This window comes from Clostridium sp. SM-530-WT-3G (assembly GCF_012843905.1).
Taxonomy (GTDB): domain Bacteria; phylum Bacillota; class Clostridia; order Clostridiales; family Clostridiaceae; genus Clostridium.
In genome coordinates, this window is record NZ_JABAGC010000004.1 from 21,081 (window position 1) to 40,850 (window position 19,770).

Here is a 19,770-nt window from a genome sequence, read left to right on the forward strand (position 1 = left end):
AATTTACATAATCTTATTTTTATTAAAATAGTTCTTCAAGAATTATGTAATTTTTACAATACTACTTAGTATTAAAATAATTTTTCCTACTATATATTTAAATTCTAAATTAAATAAATTCAAAAAATGTAGACACCCCTGTAAATGATTACCTACAATAAGCTTTTATATAAAATAGAGAATAAAGTGAGGGCAGCAATTTTGATTATTGCTCATAAAAAAATCCCATAGCTTATAAAGCTATAACCACGAAAAATGTTCTAAAACCATATTTTTAATTTATCTTCTTATAATTCTAAAACTAATACATACAAATCTCTATAATTAGTTTCCTTCTCTATAACTAGTCAAAGATAGTATTAATAGTTAATTAACAAACTTTATTATATAGAAGTCTAACTATATTAGCAATGTTATAAATTTACTAAAACTCAGAATCCAACTTTGTTAGTTAACTTATTTATAGTAAAATTTCATAATAGGCAAAACTAATGCAATTCCTCTAAACAAATCATAATTTTGCTATATTATTTTTTCTACACTAAAAATAACCGCTATTTCAGGATAATAATTCACCTAAAATAACGGTTATTTTCATAATCATATAAACTAATACTATATTTCTAACTGCTGAAAATTATTTAGAAATTCTTCTCAAAGGCTACTCTTTCAGCCCCATCAGCCAAATGAATAATTCCACAATATTTAAATCCATTTTTCTCAAGCATCTTCTGCATTGATAAATTTTCTTTATGAGTATCTATTTTTATACTATTGATACCTTTTTCCTTACACATTTCTTCTGCATATTCAATTATTTTATGGGAAACACCTAACCCCTTGCATGTATTATCTACAGCTATCCTATGAATAACAGCATATTTACCATCAGTAAGCCACTTACCCTCATGTATAATATCGTATGTTTTTTCCTTATTAAAAGATATTACTGAAGTTGCCACAATATTTCCATTTTCCTCAACAACATAACTTTCTCCCTTAGATATATCACTATTTATCACATCATCATTAGGATAGTTATTCTGCCATTGATCAATTCCATGGCTTTTTAAATATTCTTGTGCCTGCTTTATAATTTTCATTATTGATTTCACATCTGATTTTTCTGATTTTCTAAAATTCATATTATCTTACTTTCTCCTATGTATTTTCTAATATTTTTACATTCTTCTTTTACCCTTGTCACTTTTGGCAACAGTAATAAGAAATAAGTAATTAAACATAAACTTACTTATAATCATCCATGTCAAAAACTCTATCTTTAAAGTAATACTTTCTATCTTCTTCAGTAATCTCACGAAGAACTCTAAATGGATTTCCAACTGCTATCATATTATCTGGAATATCCTTAGTAACTACGCTTCCTGCGCCTATTACAACGTTATTTCCTATAGTTATCCCACAGTAAATTATAACATTAACTTCATTAAATTATCAGTTTGTCTATCTTCGCCAAGTACGAATATATGTGTATCAAACTTTTCAAATCCCATCTTCTCATAGAATTTGATAGCATCTAAATTATGTTCCCATACACCAAGCCATATATAGTCAACATCATTCTTTTTACCTAATTCAATAGCTTCTGTAATTAAACTCTTACCTATTTTCTTTCCTTTATAATCTTCAAGTATATAAATTCTTTGAACTTCTAGTGAATTATCATATCCCTCTTCTGTTTGAGCCTTATCAAAGTTAACCTTCATGTACCCAGCTACTTTGTCACCATCTTCTACTATATAAAATTTTGAATACTCATTTTTAAGCTCTGCTTCAACTTTTTCATAAGCAAAATTTTCTTTTAAATATTCTTCCATATCTTCTTTTGTATTTTGATCTGCAAAAGTTTCATAAAATGTCTTTTCACTTATTTCCTTAACCTTATCTATATCTTCTAATGTACATTCCTTAATTGAATAATTAATCATAATTATATTCCTCCAGTTTTATCTTTTAAAAATTGTATATATTAAATATTAAACTAAAATATTTTTATATTTTTCTACATTGATAATAATCTTCAACAGTACAATTATTTATACTCTAACTAACTCTATAATACCTATCTGAAGCTCTCATGTAATCCTCTCATAATTCATATACATAAAGAAATTATATATAATCCTGTTTTAAATAAATGTTGTTTTACATACTATGTATATTTTAAGGCAAAAATCCAAATCAAGCGAATAAATTTACAAAATACAATTTCAATCTTACCAACATTATTTTAAAACAGCTATTTATACTATTTTGAATATTAATATATCCTATATCTAATATACTTTAAACCTTGGTGTATATTAAATTTATTTCTATAGTCTTTTACACCAAAAAAGTCACAGGAAATGTTATAAAATATCTCCTAGGCTTTTATCCTTCCATGAACACAGAAAATCTGTGTTTTTTATTATTTTTCTTTTTTCCTATTCAAATTTCTTACTGGCACAAATTCTGAAGTAGTATCTTGTGGATCTATATATTCATAATCTCCTTGTTTATTTTTCTTAAGACCTAATGAAGCCATCTTCTTTTTTGTGTTTGTATATTTACTACTCATATATATCACCTCTAAGATAAATTGCCCAAATTGAAATTTATTTATGTGTCTGAGCTCTAGTTTCCAATACAGTTGTATTTAAAAAAACAACCTTAAAAGCTTTATTTGTCATTGCCACTTTTGGTTATGCTAAAGTTCTGTATACTTTTTGCTTGAACCTTTAGCTTTCTCTACTGGGTACTTTTTTTCATTTTGATCCATATTATTTTTTCTTTGAAACCATCTCAAACAATTCAAATCTATATTTCTGCCCATATTTTTTATACTGCTCGTCAGTACATTTTTCTATAAACATATTTGCTGGCCTTACAAATGTTCTGCATTGTTCATACAGTGCCTTATAATATATCATTCTTTCATTAGTTTCTGTATGAATTACATTTGTATCTATTATTAAATATAAGTCCCCTTTAAAGTGCTTTACTATTCTGCCTTCCCAGTCGCTTATTATTTCTAATCTATCTTCTTCATCTGTTTCTTTAATTGAAATCATTTTTCTTCACCCTCTTCCATATGCTTATCTCTTTTATAAGTTATTGTGAATATACCTACTATTGTTTATACCATAATAACTTACTTTTTAAAAATTAGTTTCTTACTTAATTGGAAATAAGATAACTATATTAAATTTTATTTATAGGAAAAAACATATAATTTTTTCCGTCACATGGGCATGTAAAGTCATGAACCGCTCCAGCTAATACAATATTATTATCCTTTAAATATTGAATCATATTTGGAAAAGTATCTGGTCCATTACTTTCAACATAAAGATATTCATAACCTGGAATCTTCCATTTTGTCCATCCTTCTGGTGCTTCAGCATCATCATTACACTCAGCTCCAGCTAAATATAACCCCTTAGTAAAATTATCTTCCCAAGGTTTAAATGATCTTGATACATCCGACATTGCACCCCAAAAGCCTAAAAAATTTCCTTTTTCCTCTTTCTTAGCTAATGATTTAATTTCTGCAAAGTGTTCTGTAGCTTCTTTCCACAAATTTTGAATAAACCCTTGCCCATCTGCTGTAGAACCTTCTTTCCCTATTACAACAAATGATTCTTTTTTACATTTCTTAATTTCCAAATTAATCCCTCCTCTAAAATTACTGATTTGTCATCACTAACTTCATGCCATATAATTAATCCTACTTTTCTCAAAATCAAAATTTTTCTATTTTGGAATATATTCCACACATCCTATTATACCATATTCTGTAATTCAATTTTTAAAAAATAAGCATAAGATACAAAATCCTATGCTTATTTTTTAAATAAAGTTGTCTTCTACTTTATTAAATTCCATATACTTTTTAATAACTTATCTTTTACCTAATCTTGAGTATTATTTATAATCTTTTTTTCAATGTCTTTCATAACTGTAGTTTTATTATTTTTAGCATTCATAGCTTTTTTCGATAATTTCTTAAGTTTACTAGAAGCTTTTTCAGTGGTTTTTTTCTTACTGTTTCTTTCTACTCTTCTTTGTAATCTAATCATTTCACCACAGTGAACACAATAATTATCATCCTTTGAGCATATCTTTCCACACTTTGGACATCTTATCATGATTTCTGTACGGCTTATCTTCTCACTATATTCATCATCAGCACTAAATAAGCCATTAAAAATTCCAGTTATTCCTTTTAATCCTTTCGATTTTATAATTGATTTTATGATACATACAGCTCCAATACTCATACATACTGATACAAAAACATTTATTATATTATAATATGAACGGTCTGTTAATCTTAAAAAATATGTAATTGCAGTTATTACTGTATAAACTAGTATTGGTAGTGGTTTATTCTTTATATAGCATATACCTCCTATAACTGAAGCTATAAATATTTGAATTACACCTAATTGAAGAGATAAATTCACCACCTTATAGTCAGTAGATTGCCCGTATAAAAATGTTATAATTCCACAGAATGCTAATATATACATGATATATTCACAGAATGAAATCAAAAATTTTCCTAATTCATTAGAATACAAATTAAATTGAAGTTCATGCTTTATATCCTTTATGGATAAACCACTAGCTTTATTTTCTGCTTCAACCTGTGCTTTATAAATTTTTCCTCTTACTGAATTAATGTTATTATTAATTCCCTTCTCAACTTTTTTTATTATTTTTTCTGTTGCCTCTTTAGTTTTTTTTATATAATTCATTAATAGTCTCTACTTTCTTAGTATCTCATTTATTATTACATTTTTTAATTAAGTTTCATATTTGTTATACAATATAAAACTTGTCTAACAAAATATTATTTTAATTTATAAACAACCATAGAATATGATAACATCTTTCTAGTAAAATAACCAATAAAATTTAACCAATGCCATCTACTGTTTAACAGGTGTGAGATTTATATACATAATTAAAATAGAAAAAGTGCTGTAGTAAAAGTAATTTTACTATAACACTTTTATAATTACATATATATTTAACTATTAAAAATTAGAACCATTCCATCCCCAGTTTTGAACTTCTTCATATTTAACATATATTTTATCTTGAGGAATTCCTAATTCTTCTCCATAAATCTTGCATATTTCAGCAGTCATTTCTTCAAATTCTTCTCTTGTAGCTTTTCCAAGAATTTTTACTTCAACAAATGCACCTTTTTCAAGTTTATCTCCGCCAAAGTATAATGTGTACTCATCTTCAAAACCTACCATTAAGAATTTTTCTGGTTTACCTAAGCATGATTCAGCAGCTTCAGCTAATCTAGTTTTTAATATTTCCTCTTTTTCCTTTGATATTTTAACAGTTACTCTTGATCCTATAAATGGCATAACTAACACTCCTTATATTTATTAAAGTATAATTCATATCACTTCAATACACCCATATATTAAACCACTACTCTATTCCATACATTGATTTTAATAATGAAATTCCAGTTGATGTTTTAAATACTTTTTCAAGCATATTCTTAATATTTTCTTTAGAATAATTGCTTTCATCAGCATTTACTAAATAATCAGCTTCAATTAATATCTGATAGTCTTCCCCTTTAATATCAGTTAAAGTATGGTGATGTCCAACTAAATAAACAACACGATTTATAAATTCCTCAGAATATCCTGTATCCTTTAAAAACTCAGCTGTTAATATTTTGCCTTCTTCTTCCTGATACTTACCATTAGTATTACCATATTTCTCTCTGCATAAAGGACATGCTATATCATGTAAAAGTGCTGCAACTTCTAAAATTTCTTTAGTATCAGCATCTACATTTTCACATTCACTTATTGTTTTTGCATATCCATAAACCTTCATAAAATGATTTATATCATGAAGATTTCCATTAGAATATTCAATCATCTTTTTTGTTACTTCTGCTACTGTCATGATAACTCCTTTCACTGCTTAGATATGAATCTTTACCATTATATCATACTTTATAAAAAGATTGTAGCACATAGAAATAAGTACCTATATTTATTTGAATTATCCTTATGTCTGACTACAGCATTAGTTGAGGATTTAGTCTAAGTTTATTGTTAACCTCTTTCTTAAATTATGTTGACAATTATTTTTTTTGTAGTATTATCAATATATACTAGTAAATTTTAGGGGGTTTAAATATGAATTTACATTTATCAACAAAACAAATAACTTTAGTTGGGCTATGTACTGCTCTCATGGCAGCATTTTCTCAGATTGCAATTCCACTTCCTTTTACACCAGTACCAATAACACTTCAGGTTTTTGGAGTAGTTTTAATTTCAGTTATTGTAGAACATAAGCTTTCAACACTCACACTTATTATATACACTTTATTAGGTGCTATAGGAATTCCTGTTTTCTCTGGATTTCATGGTGGATTTAGTGTATTAGTAGGACCATCAGGAGGATATATCTTTGGCTTTATAATACTTGCATTCTTAGTTGGATTTGGATCTTATAAGAAAAATAAACTTTTATTATATGTACTAGCTTTCTTAGGCATAATACTTGATTTAATACTTGGTGCTATTCAATTAAAATATGTAACATCAATATCTATGAATGCAGCTATAGCTGGTGGTATAATGCCATTTATAATAAAAGACTGTATTACTATCTTTGTAGCAATTTTTATAGGATATACAATAAAGCCTAGACTTTACTCTATATTAGGAGCTCAAAAACATGCTGCTTATTAGACCACATCATATAAATTGTATATTCTTTTTCAAAGGTCTTGGTTATAATTTTGAATTTACTTCTAATATGAAAGATATTATTTCTCAATTACACAATAATCCTTATACGCATATAAAACTTGTATCTCAATGTGATTCATTGTGTAAATGCTGTCCAAATAAAACTAATGACAGTAAATGTATTTATCAGAATAATGTGAGTTTACTAGACTCTCATACCCTTGAATATTTGAGCCTTAAAAATAATCATGAGTATTCTTTTAAGGAAATAATAAATACTATTTATCAGAATTACAATTATAATACTTTTATAAAAATATGCAGCCATTGTGAATGGTTTAAAAACGAAGTATGCTCTAAAGACTTAATCGATGAGCATAAGAGAATATGGCTTGAATAAAGCATTTAAATAAAGTTAACAATATATAAATATTAAATAATAATGTCAGAGTTAAGTTTTTTATACTCTGACATTTTATTTTAAATTAAGATAATTAAATAGCATTTAAGAAATAGGTTACAATTGCAGGTACTATTATTCATATTAACAACTCCTTATATAAATAACAAATAATAGAAATACACAAAATTAGAATTATATCAATATATACTTAAAAAACAAACTATTGTTAAACAACATTTGAAAATGTAATGATAAACGCTAAACATACTATTGAAGTTTGTAACAACATAAAATGTCTTTAATTAAATATTAAACTGTTTATCATAACTTTTTATAGAGTTTATTAAAACAAAGATAAAAGTAAGATTATTTTATTAATTTTTATCTTTGTTCATTTTTTGCATAAAAACAAACTTCTTCTATAGAAATTTTATATTTCTATAAGCAGAGAGCCAAAAACTTGTTTTTGCGCGAATCGCTTATATTCCTATGACGTCAGGAATAGGAATTCCCTTTTTTAACCTTTGTGTGAATTAAAGCATGATTATGCATATTCTCAAACCCACCAACTAACTATACTTTACTTTACATAATAATTATTAAATAAACTAAAGCAATTTTATTACAACCAAGTAAATTTTCGTTATAAATTTGCTTCTTATCTAAATTTTTTACATACACGATTAATTACAAATCCTATACAACACAAAAAGAGACTGTTATATCTCAAACAATCTCTTTCTTTACTACAATCACATTATATAAAAGCTTACTTTTAACTGAAGCTATAATTACATAATATAAATTTTTAATTTTAACAATGTTATTTACTTATTAATTTTTTCTTTTTCTTATTTTGATACATTATCTTATCAGCATTTATTATTAGTTGATCTATAGTAAGTGGATCTTCCTTACTACTTACACTTATTCCATAGGATACTGATACTTCAAATGGAAATACACTTTCTTCATTAGCTTTAGCTAATTCTTCATTAAAAGCATCCATGCATTCATAAATGTTTTTAACTTTCTTAGAGCTAATTATAGCTACAAATTCATCTCCACCAAAACGCCCATAAAAACCATGATTTTTAAAAGCTTTTTCTAAAGTTTCTGCAATAAACCTTATGAGCATATCTCCCATTCCATGTCCAAATACATCATTGGCATATTTTAAATCATTTACATCTATAAATACTATAGCATTTTCATTAGAAGATTTTAAACTTTCAAAATGTCTATAACATCCTGTTCTATTAGGAATTCCAGTTAAGGCATCATAATATGCTAATTTCTCTAAATTTCCTTTTTCATATTCATCTATATAGTAATTTGCAAGTCGTGTTGCATAACTTAATATTATAGATACAATTAATACCATAATTGCAATAGAAAAAAGGTTTCTTGTTAGTGCTACAACATAATAATTTGTATTTTTGTATATATAATATCGTATTAATTCTAGTAAAATAATTACTAAATATATCAATCCTCCATACTTAAGAGCTAAACCTGATAAATCTTCTATTTTACTATGTTTGATAACTTGATACAACTCAAGAATAATTATAATTCCTAACAAAATATGAAAAATATAAAGTGTCTTACTATAATGATAATTTACTGTTGTATAATTTAACAAGATACATACAAGACTAAAAACACCAAATATTAATGCTGAATAAAGATGTATTCTTTTAGTTTTTATATTATTGCTCTGCTCATAGAAAAATAATGCCAGCATAACAGGACTAATTAATAGCCCAATATATCCTATATCTGCAGCCAATACTTTATTATTAGTAAAAAGATTTATCATACCATTATACTCTAAAAGCCATAAAGATATTGAGCATAAAAATGATAATAAATATATTCCCTGTCTCACTATAGATGACCATTTTCTTTCAAGTATAAGAATAAATAATGATATTACTGAAATTACAAATATGGTTAAAAAAATCATAAATTCAGGTTCTTTATCACCTATTAAATATTTGTAAGCATCTAAACTATCTAATATCACAACTCCCTGTATTCTTGAGAAAGCTTTATCTTTTTGAACTTGTAATTTTATTGTTAGAGATTTTCCCCAAGCTTCATTAGGAATATGAGCAAATACATACGTTCCTCCAATCATATCTTCTTCTTTAGCCAGATTATCTCCATATTCATATAGCAAATTACCTTCTTCATCATAAACATCAATAACACTATGATATGCGTAAAAGCAAATTGCTGAATCATTAATATATCTGTCTAGAGGCAAATCAACCTTAGCATAAACTGTATCCCCCTTATTAACTAAAGGAAATACACCCGATTCATAATAATTAACTGTGCCATCTGGATGTTTTATTTCTGTGCTTATGTATTTATCAAAATTATTATTTTTATAAACATTAAATCCACTTAATTTTTCTATAATAAGATAAAATAATAAAAGTGAACACATAATTATTATAATTAGTTTAATAAGACCTTTTTTAGTCACCGTAAATCTCCTAACTTTTTCCTTAGTATATAACCCATACTCATAATTTCTCTAAAACTTCAAAAGTTAGAAGTAAAAGATAATCCTTTATATGAAAAATAAATACTTAATGCTTTAATAATGCTACTTTATTATATAGCATTCCCAAAATAAATTCTACATTTTCAATAATTATATATCGCCATCTCAGTTTCAATTCATAAAAGAATCATCTTTTCTAAAAAGGATTTGTCAATATTATTCTAATATAATTTTCTATTTCGTTATTAAATATAACTAATTTAATACATTAGATATATATAGAATAAAATATTAGAACTCTTATAAATTAATGAATATAAAAAGGATATTGTGAATTTTAAAGTCTTCACAATATCCTTTTTATATACTTTTTTAAATTAACACATTAAATAGTTATATTAATCTTACTGACATCTTTCCATTTTGTTCAATTTCTTATTTTCGTACATTTTTTTATCCGCTTCTTTTATTAATTGGTCTATAGAAATTGGATTTTCCTTACTACTTATACTAATTCCATATGAAACTGAAACATTAAAAGGAAATAACTTTTCTTCATTTGCATTATATAGAATTTTATTGAATCTATTCATACAAACATAAATATTTTGACCTTTATCAGAATAAGTTCCTGCTACGAATTCATCGCCACCTAATCTTCCATAAAAGCCATCTTTTCTAAAAGCAGTTTTCAAAGCTTCTGCAACAAATACTATAAGCTTGTCCCCCATTTCGTGCCCAAAAACATCATTAGCATATTTTAAATTATTTACATCTATGAATACTAAAGCATTTTCCTTAGATGCATCTAAACTTTCAAAATGTTTATAACATCCAGCTCTATTAGAAATTCCTGTTAACACGTCATAATATGCCAGCTTTTCAAGATTTCTTTTTTCATATTTACTGATATAATGATCTGCCAGCTGCACCACATAGCTTAATCCTAAGGCCAAGATAAATATTACAACTGCAATTGATGTAAAGCTTCGTGATAAGGCTGATATGTATATACTTGCATGTCTATGTATATTATATCTGACTATTTCAAAAAACATAATTGCTAGTGATATTAATGCACCATATTTAATTACTGCACTAGACAACTCGTTCTTCATATCATATTTCATAATTATAATAAAATCTAAAACAGTCCCAATTAACAGTAAAACATGAAAAATAGATATCATCTTACAATAATGATAATTTTGAGTATTGTAATTTAAAATAATACATATAATAGCAAATAAACTATATAATATAGCTAATTGTATTTGAATCTTTTTAACTCTATACTCTTTAGTCTGTTCAAAGAAAAACAGCGATAGCATTATTGGAGTACAAAATAATGATATATATTCTATGTCCGCACAAAACACTTTGTCATTTATAAAAATGTTGCACATACCATTAAAAGCTAAGAACCATGAAGATATTAAAAACAAAAATGATAATAAAAATATTCCTTGCCTGCTAATAGAACTCCATTTTCTTTCAAATAGAAGAAGAAATACAAGACTAAATACAATTATTATTGATATTGTTGATATTGCTATAAAAATTATAAATTCTGCTTGTTGATTTAAAATCAAGTATTTATAAGAATCTACACTTTTTATCACCATAAAATCATGTAACTTAGAATAAGCTTTATCTTCTGTAACTTCTAATTTTACAATTAATGATTTGCCCCAGCTTTTCTCTGGAATATCAGCTGCTATGAAAGCCGCCCCAATCATTTTACCTTGTTCCGCTAAATATTTACCATTTTCATACAAGAGATTATATTCATCATCATAAATCGAAACAATACTATGATACACATAAAAACAAATAGATGAATTTTTAATATATCTATCTTGATCCAAATTGATTGTGGCATAAATCACATCGCCTTTATTAACTAAAGGAAAATCTAATGAATCGAAATATTCACTGCTTCCATTTGGATGTTCTACTATTACGCTTATGTTTTCATCAAAATTATTATTGTTATAAACATAAAATCCGCTTATTTTCCCTAAAATAATAGAAAACAACATAAGCGAGCATGCTATTGCTATTAATAATTTAATAAAACTTTTTTTAGTCACATTACCTCTCCCAACATATTCTCTTCATCCATGAACCTTAATTACAGTATTTTATTTAATTTTAAAAATATTAAAAAGACATTCTATTTAATTAAAAAAAACTACTTTTAATACAGTTTTCTGTTACATTATAAATGAATTCCAAGTTAATTTCTACATTTTTTAAAATAATTGTATATTAATATTTTTATTTCCACACAAATTTATTTCCACACTTAATTCCTGCTAACAAGTAACTTTTTCATCAAAAACCTTATACTTTTTTAGTTCAACCTTAATATGTTATCATGTAGGTATAAAGAAATCATGAGGTATCTTTCACATAAAATAGGAAAAAATAAATTTATAAAAAAACTTAGGAGGAATATGAATAATGTTTGATAAAGATACATACAAAAAAGATGTAAGCTTATTTAAAAAAATAAATTCTGACGAAGCTGAAAAATTACTAGATGGAGATGGAACAATTGTTGTATACATAGGCAAAGAGGAATGTCCATACTGCAGAAAATTTGTTAAGAAACTAAGTTCACTTATTAATGACATTAATGTACCTATATATTATGTGGACAGTATTAATCACAATGATACAAATATAAGCTCATTTAGAAATAAATATAATATTGCAACTGTTCCTGGTTTTATTGTTTCAAAAAATGAGGACTTAAAAGTACGCTGTGATTCTTCATTACCTGAAAGTGAAATACTAGAACTTATTACAAACTAAACAGTATATTATACAAGGGTATTATGAATTTTATTGCTTTTATAATATCCTTTTTTAAACAAATAATTTTTTATGTAACATATGATACATACACTCATTGAATTTCATTGTATAATAATAGATATTTATTTATACATAGGAGGTACAATCAATGGGTTGTGGTTGTGGTACAGACAAAAAAGATGGAAAAGCTGTTGTAGATAAAGTAAGAGAAGTTGGAAGAGCTGATATGCCTTTAGATACTCCTCATACAATACATTGTTCTTGCGGAACTGATTTCTTAATGGAAACATGCGTATCTGTATGTCCAAATTGTCATATGACATATGGCGTTACTCCATGCTCTCAATATGACGTAGAAAACGTTCAAGCTGCTGGAATCAATTATTAATATTATTTAAATAAAAACCGTATTATTCATTTTGAGTAATACGGTTTTTTTACAATAATAATCAATCTACTGTTAACTAAATTTTAAAGTAATAAATCCAACTCATAATTAACCCTAAATTTTTCACAAAAATATTTATCTTACTAATTCACTTCTTAGCTCTATTAATTTTGATTGAATATCATATATTTCAGTATTAGCTGCATCTATAAGATATCTTGAATAAATAAATTTATTAAATTCCTCCAACTTATCTCTTGATCTAGAAACCACTTCATTTCTTGTATATGTTATTTCTTTTGCATCTCCAAGATTATATATTGCATATGGTAGTAATAAATTCTCTACATCTTTTAAATCCTTTGAAATTACTGCAACTGTATAATGTGCCATTTTTCATCCTCCGTTATGTTATATAAAATAATCTTTAATCTTTTCTTGAGATTAGTTTATATCAATTTAATGGACACATATTGTACCTGTAATCATTTTTTTATAATTTATTATTCGATATATTAAAATATATTTAATCTTAACAATATATCTATGAATACAGAAAGAAGGGATTGTGCCAAATTAGAGCATAAAACTCCATTGATACAATCCCTTGTACGTAATAACAATTAACTTTATACTATTCTAGTAATGTGCAAAACATACAAATGTAATAAAATACTCACCATATGGTTCAATAAATCTTTCATAATAATTATCGATCCATTCCTTTTCACCTTCTATAATATGAGTTACATTGCCAAACCAATCTCTAAGTACATTTTCATGCCACTTTCCATCAGGTGTTATCACTGCAAATGACTGAACCTTATTATTATATTTTAGAAAATTTTCAAAGTCACCATAAATACCTATTAGAGCATCTCTCTTATTACAACAGTCTTTATAACGTTCTGACGTATCTGGTGTAAGGCCATCTAATTCAATAATTTCTTTAACATCTTCTGGACGTTTCATAACTCCATCCCAATACTTTTGCAGATTTACTCTTTCATTCTTTAATGGTCTTCTTTCCCTCATTAAATCTTTTACTCTACCCTTAGTTTTTCTTCTTATTTTTCTATCTGGACACTTAAAATCCCATAATGTCCCCTGTGTTCTTGGTAAAGAATACCTAGCAAATTTCCTATCTGGATTATAGTCAAGTGATACACTTCCGTCTTCTTTTCTCTTTAATGATAATTGGTGACGTACTATATCTTCATATATTTCATCATCACTTCTTTTAAGATCTTCTGGGAATACCTTTTCTACATACTCTAAAAATCCTGGCCAATACTTATATTGTTTTTTAAAGCTCTCCTTATCCATAAGATATTTTGAATAAAAAACTTTATTGAATTCTTCTAATTTGCCTTTTGCTCTAGAAATTACTTCTTCTCTTGTATAAGTTATTCTCTCCATATCGTCAAGGAACATATCTTCAATAGGATAATATATCCAATGTAGATCTAATAGTTTATGTACATCTTTTAAATTTTTTGAAATTACTGCAACTATATCGTGTGCCATTTTCCATCCTCCAATTCATTACATGAATAATCTTCTGTTTATAAATATTTTTTAACCTTTTCTTGAGATTATTTTAACTCAACTTAATGGACACATATTGTACTTGTGATTATTTTTCATATAATTCATACATTCTTTTTATAGTTTCTTTTATTTCATTTCTATAAGACTCAGGTCTTAATACTTCTAAAAATTCCTTTTGAGAAAGAATCCATCTTTTAACGCCTTCCCCATAAACCTCTGCTTCAATAATAGGCTTATTATCCTTTTCATCATACTTTATTATTTTAGCTGTTGGCAGTCTGTCAAGAATAGCTTCAAGTGAATCTCCCCAAAATTTAAATTGGATTTTCATTAATTGCCCAGTATACATAAATTGTATTCTCTTATTAAATTCACCCTCTTCAAATCTATCCTTATATGGCATAGAAAACTTTTCTTCTGTTATAAAATATTCATGGAACCTGTCAACTCTAAATACAATGTTAAATGATTTATTCTTACTCACCATTTCCCCTATAAGATAAAAATAGAACTCACTAAATACTAAACCTAATGGCTTTAATTTATATTGTTTTATTGTCCCATCTTGTCTCTCATATTTAACTTCAGCAATATTCTGTCTTTGTATGCTTTCACTTATTTTCCAGATAAAATCTATAATATTTTTATTATGTTTTGGAGGTACATAGTTAAATCTTTCATTATTAATTATCTTTCTAATTATCCCATCATCTTCACACTGGCTAATAAGTATATCAAGAACTCTATTCATTTCAGTCTTAGAAAAAGCCCTTGACTCTAATATAATCTTAGATAATGCATATATATCTTTATCCGAAAATTTAAATCCTGTTGGATTAATCATTTCATACTTTTTTTCTGCTCTGTTATATATTATTGTCCTTTTATTACTTTCATCTTTTTCTATGTAGCCTTTTAAATCATTAATATCTCTCTGTATTGTTTTTTCATTAACATTATACTTGTCTACAAAAAACTGTTTATTTCTTTTTTCGCCTTTATTAAATCTTTCATACATTTCTAATATTCTATAAATTTTTTCTCTTCTATCTTCTTCGCTCATTGCTGCCTCTCCTAAATAATTATTATATGAATATTATACATAATTTTATCAGACATATTATGTCCCTAATAATTCATTATTTTAAAGAACGTAAAAATACAGACTATATTAAAATAACTACAGCCTGTATTTTCGTATAAAAATAATTTTATTATAAACTTATGATCTTCTAGGATTATCAAAAGATGGTGGTGTTGGATTTGGAGCTTCATGTGAAGGTCCTGGTGTTGATAAATCAAAGTATAACTTAGAATCTTCAGTAACTCCAAAATCTTTATTTGAACCAGTCTTTTGAACTTTATTTAATGCTTCTCTAAATAATGCATTATGAGCCTCTTCTCTATTTAATAAGAAATCAATAGTTTTTCTTACTTCTTTATCTTCTATTTGTCTATATAAATTTTCATAAACAACTTTTGCTCTCTGCTCTGAAGCTATATTAGACAATAAATCAGCAACAAGATCTCCTGTAACTGAAACATAATCTGATGTCCAAGGTGATCCTGAAGAATTTTTTAGTGCAGGTGCTAAACCATTTTCCACATGTGCCTGAATTTGTCCGTTATCAACCTTTTCATTATCCACATCATGACCATTTAACAAATTAATTGTCTGAGCTACCATTTCCATATGACTTAATTCTTCTGCACCAATATCTAAGAATAAATCCTTGATTACTGGATCCTTAATTCTAAAGCTTTGAGAAATATACTGTAATGCAGCTTTAAGTTCACCATTTGCTCCACCTAACTGTTCCTGCATAAGCACTGCATATTGTGGGTTAGGTCTTTCTACCTTTACCTCTTGTAATAGATTCTTTTTATGTTCAAACATATATTAACTCCAAATGACTTATTATTCTTAATATATTATTTGTAGTATATGATTCAAATATTCAGTACTTTTACAATTAATAAAGAATAGATCACCTAATAAAATCCCACTAAATCTTTTGTATCTCATTAGTAATTTTATTATATAGGAATATTAATTTTTACAGGCTTAATTTTTCCGCTTTCATGACAATATTCACACTCATAAAAATCAAAATTCTTTCTTCCAGTTTCATGGCACTTTCTTCTTATTATTTTAATTATTTCTGCCTTATCTACACTGCTTGTTTTTATTCCAAATATAATTCCTTCAAGAGCATTAAAATCATATTTTAGTTTTCTATCTTCTTTATCACTATAATCATTGAATAAATCATCTAATATAATTCTGTATTCTTCTTCACTAGAATATTTTGTGGTTTTGGTAGTAATACTTTTATTAAAATTCTTAGAATATGCCTTCATCCATTCTTCATTAAAATCCATATTTACTATAGTATTGCTTACTTCTGCCTCTTCATTTGTATACCAATGTTTATTGAAATTAGGGTAAGTTAACCTTCCAAGGGTTTTAAAAAAATCTATCTCAGGCAATACATTCTTATAATTAACACTAGATAATTTATAATGATTACTACCTATTACTGAATTAAATCCATTTTTAATAACCCCTGTTAAATTTAAAAATTCTGTTTTAGAATCTTCCTTATACTTAGTCTTAAATTTTAAACACACACCCTTATGATTATCACCATAAGTCCCCCATGATGATACACTTGTGCATTGATTTGTAAAACATGCAGCATACCACTTTGGCCAAATAAGTTCTTCAATTTTACTTAAATATGCTTCTGGAAACTGTATCATTATAAACGTCTTGTTACTAAATACACTTTCTCCTTTTTCATCATAAAACTTAAAAATATCCCTACTAGAATTAATATTGTTAAGAGTATTAAACATACTTTCAATTTCATCTTCCAATATAAATTCCTTATCATCCTCTTCTCCATTATTATCTCCACCTTCAAGCTGTATTATATTATTTTCTTCTAATATATTTTCAAATATGTTAATTCGCTTCATATATCCATAATTATAATCTACAAAATTTATAGAATCAAATGCGAACTTATGTATTATCTTTAAATACTTAAGAAGCTCATTGTATCTTATTTTCTTATTTTTATCTGCCAAAAATGATGGCATATTCTTTATAATTTTATTTGCAAAGAAATAATCTTGTATTTTAATAAATCTCTCTTTATGTTTAACAGATGAAAATTCAATACTGTTTTTAAATACTGGAATAAAATTCTTATTAATTTCCTTATCTTCACCTACTACACTCCACATATTTGTAACATGTTCAAGACACATAAGATAGTGAGTTATAAAGTTTCTCCATAAAATTTCATCACCTTGCCAGAATATATCCTTGATACCTTCCATAGGATCATTTAATTCTTCTGGAGAAGCAAAATATATTTCTTGATTATTAAGTTCATCATACTGTTCATCCAACAAGTATTTTGTTTTTCTAAATCTATACATGTTATTCACCACCTAAGTGAGATTATATCATAATTAATCTAGCATAATTAAGCACCAACATTTTTTTAAAACAGCTGTTTATACTATTTTTTATATTAATATATTGAATGCACTTAATATCTTTCAAACCATTGATATAACTTATGTCTAGCCTTTTCAAACTCCTTATTTCCCTACACTATAAAATAAGCCTACACATCAAAAAATATCATTTGATATGTAGGCTTATTAAGTTATCTATAATATTTAATTAAACAAAAGTTCTAATATTGCTCTTTCACATAATTAAAAATACTTACCCGAAAATTTTTCTTTAACAGCATTAAATAAAGTAGAAAAATCCTCTTCATTCTTTTCAAATATTTTTTCTAGTTTGGCTTTTGCTTCTATGTATTCCTTACTATTTTCATCATCACTTACTATTGGTCTAAATAAAAAGTGGCATTTTGCAAATAGTAATGGATGCTTTTTCGCAAATGCTTCCATCTCTTCAATATGTCTTTCTTCTTTAGTTGCATTATGTAGATATTTGAACATAAAATCATATTTATTATTCATAATCATTACACTTCCTTTGTTTTATATAAATATAATACTACTTATAATTAAAACACTTTTCTATATTTTTTAATTTAAATATTAGTCAAAATCTAATTTTTTATTCTGTATAACTATACCCATCACTTCTAATGGCCTTACCACAATGTCTGCATGTACAGAAGTCAGCAGGATTAAGTTCACATTTACCATTTACTATATGATTTCCTTCACACTCATTGCATTCTCTTAACTTGTTACAGTAACAGCTATACTTTTCATTTATACATTTTTCTAATTTACTCATATCTATAGTCTCCATTCATTTAAAGCCTTTTTATTTCTCTTTTATAAATTATTATATTCCTTCTACTATATTCTGAAATGATATAACTTCAGGAGGATTATCTATATGCTGTCCTATCATCTTTTCCATCCAAATCATATCTTTCCACTTTCCAAACTTATAACCACACTTAGTAAAATGAGCTACAGTTTTATATCCAAATTTCTTATGAAATGCTTCACTTGTTTCATTTGGGTATGCAATACAAGCATTAACATTTATAATATTCATAAGCTTAAGATATTTTTCTAGCTCATTATAAAGCATAGTACCAATCCCCTGTTTTCCTATTCTATCTGCAAATTCTTCAATTGTTGGCGTATCATACTCAAAAGTTATATCAGTGTTTTCAACATAATATTTATAAATAGAAACCAATTCTTTTGCATCTTCTACTTTTGCTATTCTTACCTTCATACAAGCTCCCCCTTTTCCCCTATCTTTAGTATATATTTTCTACTAATACAATTCAACTAAAAGACTTTCTAATCGAAATATTATTACTCTGTAAAGTAATTATAATTTAAATAAAAATAACTCTTTTTTGATTATAACCATCCATTATTGTCAAAAAAGAGTTATTTTTAAATTATTCTTCAAAACACATATGTACAACAACCTTACTTGGAGCCTCTACAACAGCACTATGCTTTACACTTCCATCAAGAGCTAAATAAGAACCTTTTTCTAATTGAAACTCTTCACCAGTTTCAAATTTTAAATTTATCTTACCTTCATAAACAAATATTGAAGCATATCCATTATGTGAACTGCTTGAAAGCTTCTTTCCTTCTTCAAACTTTAAATACATTGTCTTAAACTTAGGAGTCATTCCTAAAAGCTTCTTAGATTCACTTATTTTTTCTATATTTACTGGATTAAGATTTACACTTTCTAGTTCATCCATACTTTCCTTAATTTCCATAACCATTACTCCATTTAAAATATTATTATTCATTATCAAATATTATTTTGTTAAATTCTATATTTTTTGTCTATATAAAATTA

General features: G+C 26.2%; 23 protein-coding genes and 2 pseudogenes. 4 read left to right on the forward strand and 21 right to left on the reverse strand.

Annotation, left to right across the window (positions count from 1 at the left end):
• Positions 1-641: 641 nt before the first annotated feature.
• The 10 genes and pseudogenes from HF850_RS02750 to HF850_RS02795 all read right to left on the reverse strand — a co-directional run bounded on the left by HF850_RS02750 (position 642) and on the right by HF850_RS02795 (position 5,949).
• Positions 642-1,145, reverse strand: coding sequence for a GNAT family N-acetyltransferase (locus tag HF850_RS02750; RefSeq protein WP_169103958.1), 504 nt, complete (start codon positions 1,143-1,145; stop codon positions 642-644).
• 103 nt (positions 1,146-1,248) lie between these two features.
• Positions 1,249-1,440, reverse strand: a pseudogene (locus tag HF850_RS02755) (sugar O-acetyltransferase); the annotation flags it as partial.
• Positions 1,431-1,949: a GNAT family N-acetyltransferase gene (locus tag HF850_RS02760; protein WP_169103959.1), complete on the reverse strand. Its 519-nt coding sequence runs from the start codon at positions 1,947-1,949 to the stop codon at positions 1,431-1,433. The pseudogene HF850_RS02755 and the gene HF850_RS02760, both read right to left, overlap by 10 nt.
• A 482-nt stretch (positions 1,950-2,431) precedes the next feature.
• Complete coding sequence (locus tag HF850_RS02765; protein WP_169103960.1) at positions 2,432-2,581, reverse strand: hypothetical protein; 150 nt, start codon at positions 2,579-2,581, stop codon at positions 2,432-2,434.
• Positions 2,582-2,710: 129 nt separating this feature from the next.
• Positions 2,711-2,788: pseudogene (locus tag HF850_RS15590) on the reverse strand (nucleotide pyrophosphohydrolase); the annotation flags it as partial.
• Positions 2,784-3,074 carry a DUF1653 domain-containing protein gene (locus tag HF850_RS02775; protein WP_169103961.1) on the reverse strand — a complete coding sequence of 97 codons (291 nt, stop codon included), beginning with the start codon at positions 3,072-3,074 and terminating at the stop codon, positions 2,784-2,786. The gene HF850_RS02775 and the pseudogene HF850_RS15590, both read right to left, overlap by 5 nt.
• Before the next feature lie 130 nt (positions 3,075-3,204).
• Complete coding sequence (locus HF850_RS02780) at positions 3,205-3,669, reverse strand: GyrI-like domain-containing protein (RefSeq protein WP_169103962.1); 465 nt, start codon at positions 3,667-3,669, stop codon at positions 3,205-3,207.
• Positions 3,670-3,914: 245 nt separating this feature from the next.
• The gene (locus tag HF850_RS02785) at positions 3,915-4,763 is read right to left on the reverse strand and encodes a zinc ribbon domain-containing protein (protein WP_169103963.1); all 849 of its coding nucleotides are present in this window, start codon (positions 4,761-4,763) and stop codon (positions 3,915-3,917) included.
• Positions 4,764-5,045: 282 nt separating this feature from the next.
• Positions 5,046-5,390, reverse strand: coding sequence for a phenylpyruvate tautomerase MIF-related protein (locus tag HF850_RS02790; RefSeq protein ID WP_169103964.1), 345 nt, complete (start codon positions 5,388-5,390; stop codon positions 5,046-5,048).
• 67 nt (positions 5,391-5,457) lie between these two features.
• Complete coding sequence (locus HF850_RS02795; RefSeq protein ID WP_169103965.1) at positions 5,458-5,949, reverse strand: HD domain-containing protein; 492 nt, start codon at positions 5,947-5,949, stop codon at positions 5,458-5,460.
• 236 nt (positions 5,950-6,185) lie between these two features.
• Here HF850_RS02795 and HF850_RS02800 point away from each other — a divergent pair, with 236 nt between their 5' ends.
• Positions 6,186-6,746 carry a biotin transporter BioY gene (locus HF850_RS02800; protein ID WP_169103966.1) on the forward strand — a complete coding sequence of 187 codons (561 nt, stop codon included), beginning with the start codon at positions 6,186-6,188 and terminating at the stop codon, positions 6,744-6,746.
• Positions 6,733-7,146, forward strand: coding sequence for a DUF1284 domain-containing protein (locus HF850_RS02805; protein WP_169103967.1), 414 nt, complete (start codon positions 6,733-6,735; stop codon positions 7,144-7,146). Before HF850_RS02800 ends, HF850_RS02805 begins: the two co-directional genes overlap by 14 nt.
• An 826-nt stretch (positions 7,147-7,972) precedes the next feature.
• On the opposite strand, the gene HF850_RS16090 is transcribed toward HF850_RS02805, so the two are convergent.
• Both HF850_RS16090 and HF850_RS16095 read right to left on the reverse strand, forming a co-directional pair.
• Positions 7,973-9,646 carry a GGDEF domain-containing protein gene (locus tag HF850_RS16090; RefSeq protein WP_169103968.1) on the reverse strand — a complete coding sequence of 558 codons (1,674 nt, stop codon included), beginning with the start codon at positions 9,644-9,646 and terminating at the stop codon, positions 7,973-7,975.
• A 425-nt stretch (positions 9,647-10,071) separates the two neighbouring features.
• Positions 10,072-11,760, reverse strand: coding sequence for a GGDEF domain-containing protein (locus tag HF850_RS16095; RefSeq protein WP_169103969.1), 1,689 nt, complete (start codon positions 11,758-11,760; stop codon positions 10,072-10,074).
• Between the two features lie 373 nt (positions 11,761-12,133).
• Between HF850_RS16095 and HF850_RS02820 the strand changes: the two genes are divergently transcribed.
• Complete coding sequence (locus tag HF850_RS02820; RefSeq protein WP_169103970.1) at positions 12,134-12,487, forward strand: thiol reductase thioredoxin; 354 nt, start codon at positions 12,134-12,136, stop codon at positions 12,485-12,487.
• 151 nt (positions 12,488-12,638) lie between these two features.
• Positions 12,639-12,878 carry a hypothetical protein gene (locus HF850_RS02825; protein WP_169103971.1) on the forward strand — a complete coding sequence of 80 codons (240 nt, stop codon included), beginning with the start codon at positions 12,639-12,641 and terminating at the stop codon, positions 12,876-12,878.
• Positions 12,879-13,013: 135 nt separating this feature from the next.
• On the opposite strand, the gene HF850_RS02830 is transcribed toward HF850_RS02825, so the two are convergent.
• The 9 genes from HF850_RS02830 to HF850_RS02870 all read right to left on the reverse strand — a co-directional run bounded on the left by HF850_RS02830 (position 13,014) and on the right by HF850_RS02870 (position 19,687).
• Complete coding sequence (locus HF850_RS02830) at positions 13,014-13,271, reverse strand: hypothetical protein (protein WP_169103972.1); 258 nt, start codon at positions 13,269-13,271, stop codon at positions 13,014-13,016.
• 246 nt (positions 13,272-13,517) lie between these two features.
• Positions 13,518-14,405 carry a hypothetical protein gene (locus HF850_RS02835; RefSeq protein WP_169103973.1) on the reverse strand — a complete coding sequence of 296 codons (888 nt, stop codon included), beginning with the start codon at positions 14,403-14,405 and terminating at the stop codon, positions 13,518-13,520.
• 109 nt (positions 14,406-14,514) lie between these two features.
• Positions 14,515-15,492 (reverse strand): WYL domain-containing protein, encoded by a 978-nt coding sequence (locus HF850_RS02840; protein ID WP_169103974.1) that lies wholly within the window; start codon positions 15,490-15,492, stop codon positions 14,515-14,517.
• A 159-nt stretch (positions 15,493-15,651) separates the two neighbouring features.
• Complete coding sequence (locus tag HF850_RS02845) at positions 15,652-16,326, reverse strand: manganese catalase family protein (RefSeq protein WP_169103975.1); 675 nt, start codon at positions 16,324-16,326, stop codon at positions 15,652-15,654.
• Positions 16,327-16,466: 140 nt separating this feature from the next.
• Positions 16,467-17,879: a DUF2971 domain-containing protein gene (locus HF850_RS02850; RefSeq protein WP_169103976.1), complete on the reverse strand. Its 1,413-nt coding sequence runs from the start codon at positions 17,877-17,879 to the stop codon at positions 16,467-16,469.
• 285 nt (positions 17,880-18,164) lie between these two features.
• Complete coding sequence (locus tag HF850_RS02855; protein WP_169103977.1) at positions 18,165-18,437, reverse strand: hypothetical protein; 273 nt, start codon at positions 18,435-18,437, stop codon at positions 18,165-18,167.
• A 100-nt stretch (positions 18,438-18,537) separates the two neighbouring features.
• Positions 18,538-18,723, reverse strand: coding sequence for a hypothetical protein (locus tag HF850_RS02860; protein WP_169103978.1), 186 nt, complete (start codon positions 18,721-18,723; stop codon positions 18,538-18,540).
• 51 nt (positions 18,724-18,774) lie between these two features.
• The gene (locus HF850_RS02865; protein WP_169103979.1) at positions 18,775-19,179 is read right to left on the reverse strand and encodes a GNAT family N-acetyltransferase; all 405 of its coding nucleotides are present in this window, start codon (positions 19,177-19,179) and stop codon (positions 18,775-18,777) included.
• Between the two features lie 172 nt (positions 19,180-19,351).
• A complete protein-coding gene (locus tag HF850_RS02870) occupies positions 19,352-19,687 on the reverse strand; it encodes a cupin domain-containing protein (protein ID WP_169103980.1) in 336 nt (111 codons plus the stop codon).
• Positions 19,688-19,770 lie beyond the last annotated feature (83 nt).

Bases quoted from the DNA above. Each gene is read 5' to 3' on its own strand.
- HF850_RS02750 (WP_169103958.1), bottom strand. From the start codon at position 1,145: ATGAATTTTAGAAAATCAGAAAAATCAGATGTGAAATCAATAATGAAA.
- HF850_RS02760 (WP_169103959.1), bottom strand. From the start codon at position 1,949: ATGATTAATTATTCAATTAAGGAATGTACATTAGAAGATATAGATAAG.
- HF850_RS02765 (WP_169103960.1), bottom strand. From the start codon at position 2,581: ATGAGTAGTAAATATACAAACACAAAAAAGAAGATGGCTTCATTAGGT.
- HF850_RS02775 (WP_169103961.1), bottom strand. From the start codon at position 3,074: ATGATTTCAATTAAAGAAACAGATGAAGAAGATAGATTAGAAATAATA.
- HF850_RS02785 (WP_169103963.1), bottom strand. From the start codon at position 4,763: ATGAATTATATAAAAAAAACTAAAGAGGCAACAGAAAAAATAATAAAA.
- HF850_RS02790 (WP_169103964.1), bottom strand. From the start codon at position 5,390: ATGCCATTTATAGGATCAAGAGTAACTGTTAAAATATCAAAGGAAAAA.
- HF850_RS02795 (WP_169103965.1), bottom strand. From the start codon at position 5,949: ATGACAGTAGCAGAAGTAACAAAAAAGATGATTGAATATTCTAATGGA.
- HF850_RS02800 (WP_169103966.1), top strand. From the start codon at position 6,186: ATGAATTTACATTTATCAACAAAACAAATAACTTTAGTTGGGCTATGT.
- HF850_RS02805 (WP_169103967.1), top strand. From the start codon at position 6,733: ATGCTGCTTATTAGACCACATCATATAAATTGTATATTCTTTTTCAAA.
- HF850_RS02820 (WP_169103970.1), top strand. From the start codon at position 12,134: ATGTTTGATAAAGATACATACAAAAAAGATGTAAGCTTATTTAAAAAA.
- HF850_RS02825 (WP_169103971.1), top strand. From the start codon at position 12,639: ATGGGTTGTGGTTGTGGTACAGACAAAAAAGATGGAAAAGCTGTTGTA.
- HF850_RS02830 (WP_169103972.1), bottom strand. From the start codon at position 13,271: ATGGCACATTATACAGTTGCAGTAATTTCAAAGGATTTAAAAGATGTA.
- HF850_RS02835 (WP_169103973.1), bottom strand. From the start codon at position 14,405: ATGGCACACGATATAGTTGCAGTAATTTCAAAAAATTTAAAAGATGTA.
- HF850_RS02840 (WP_169103974.1), bottom strand. From the start codon at position 15,492: ATGAGCGAAGAAGATAGAAGAGAAAAAATTTATAGAATATTAGAAATG.
- HF850_RS02845 (WP_169103975.1), bottom strand. From the start codon at position 16,326: ATGTTTGAACATAAAAAGAATCTATTACAAGAGGTAAAGGTAGAAAGA.
- HF850_RS02850 (WP_169103976.1), bottom strand. From the start codon at position 17,879: ATGTATAGATTTAGAAAAACAAAATACTTGTTGGATGAACAGTATGAT.
- HF850_RS02855 (WP_169103977.1), bottom strand. From the start codon at position 18,437: ATGAATAATAAATATGATTTTATGTTCAAATATCTACATAATGCAACT.
- HF850_RS02860 (WP_169103978.1), bottom strand. From the start codon at position 18,723: ATGAGTAAATTAGAAAAATGTATAAATGAAAAGTATAGCTGTTACTGT.
- HF850_RS02865 (WP_169103979.1), bottom strand. From the start codon at position 19,179: ATGAAGGTAAGAATAGCAAAAGTAGAAGATGCAAAAGAATTGGTTTCT.
- HF850_RS02870 (WP_169103980.1), bottom strand. From the start codon at position 19,687: ATGGAAATTAAGGAAAGTATGGATGAACTAGAAAGTGTAAATCTTAAT.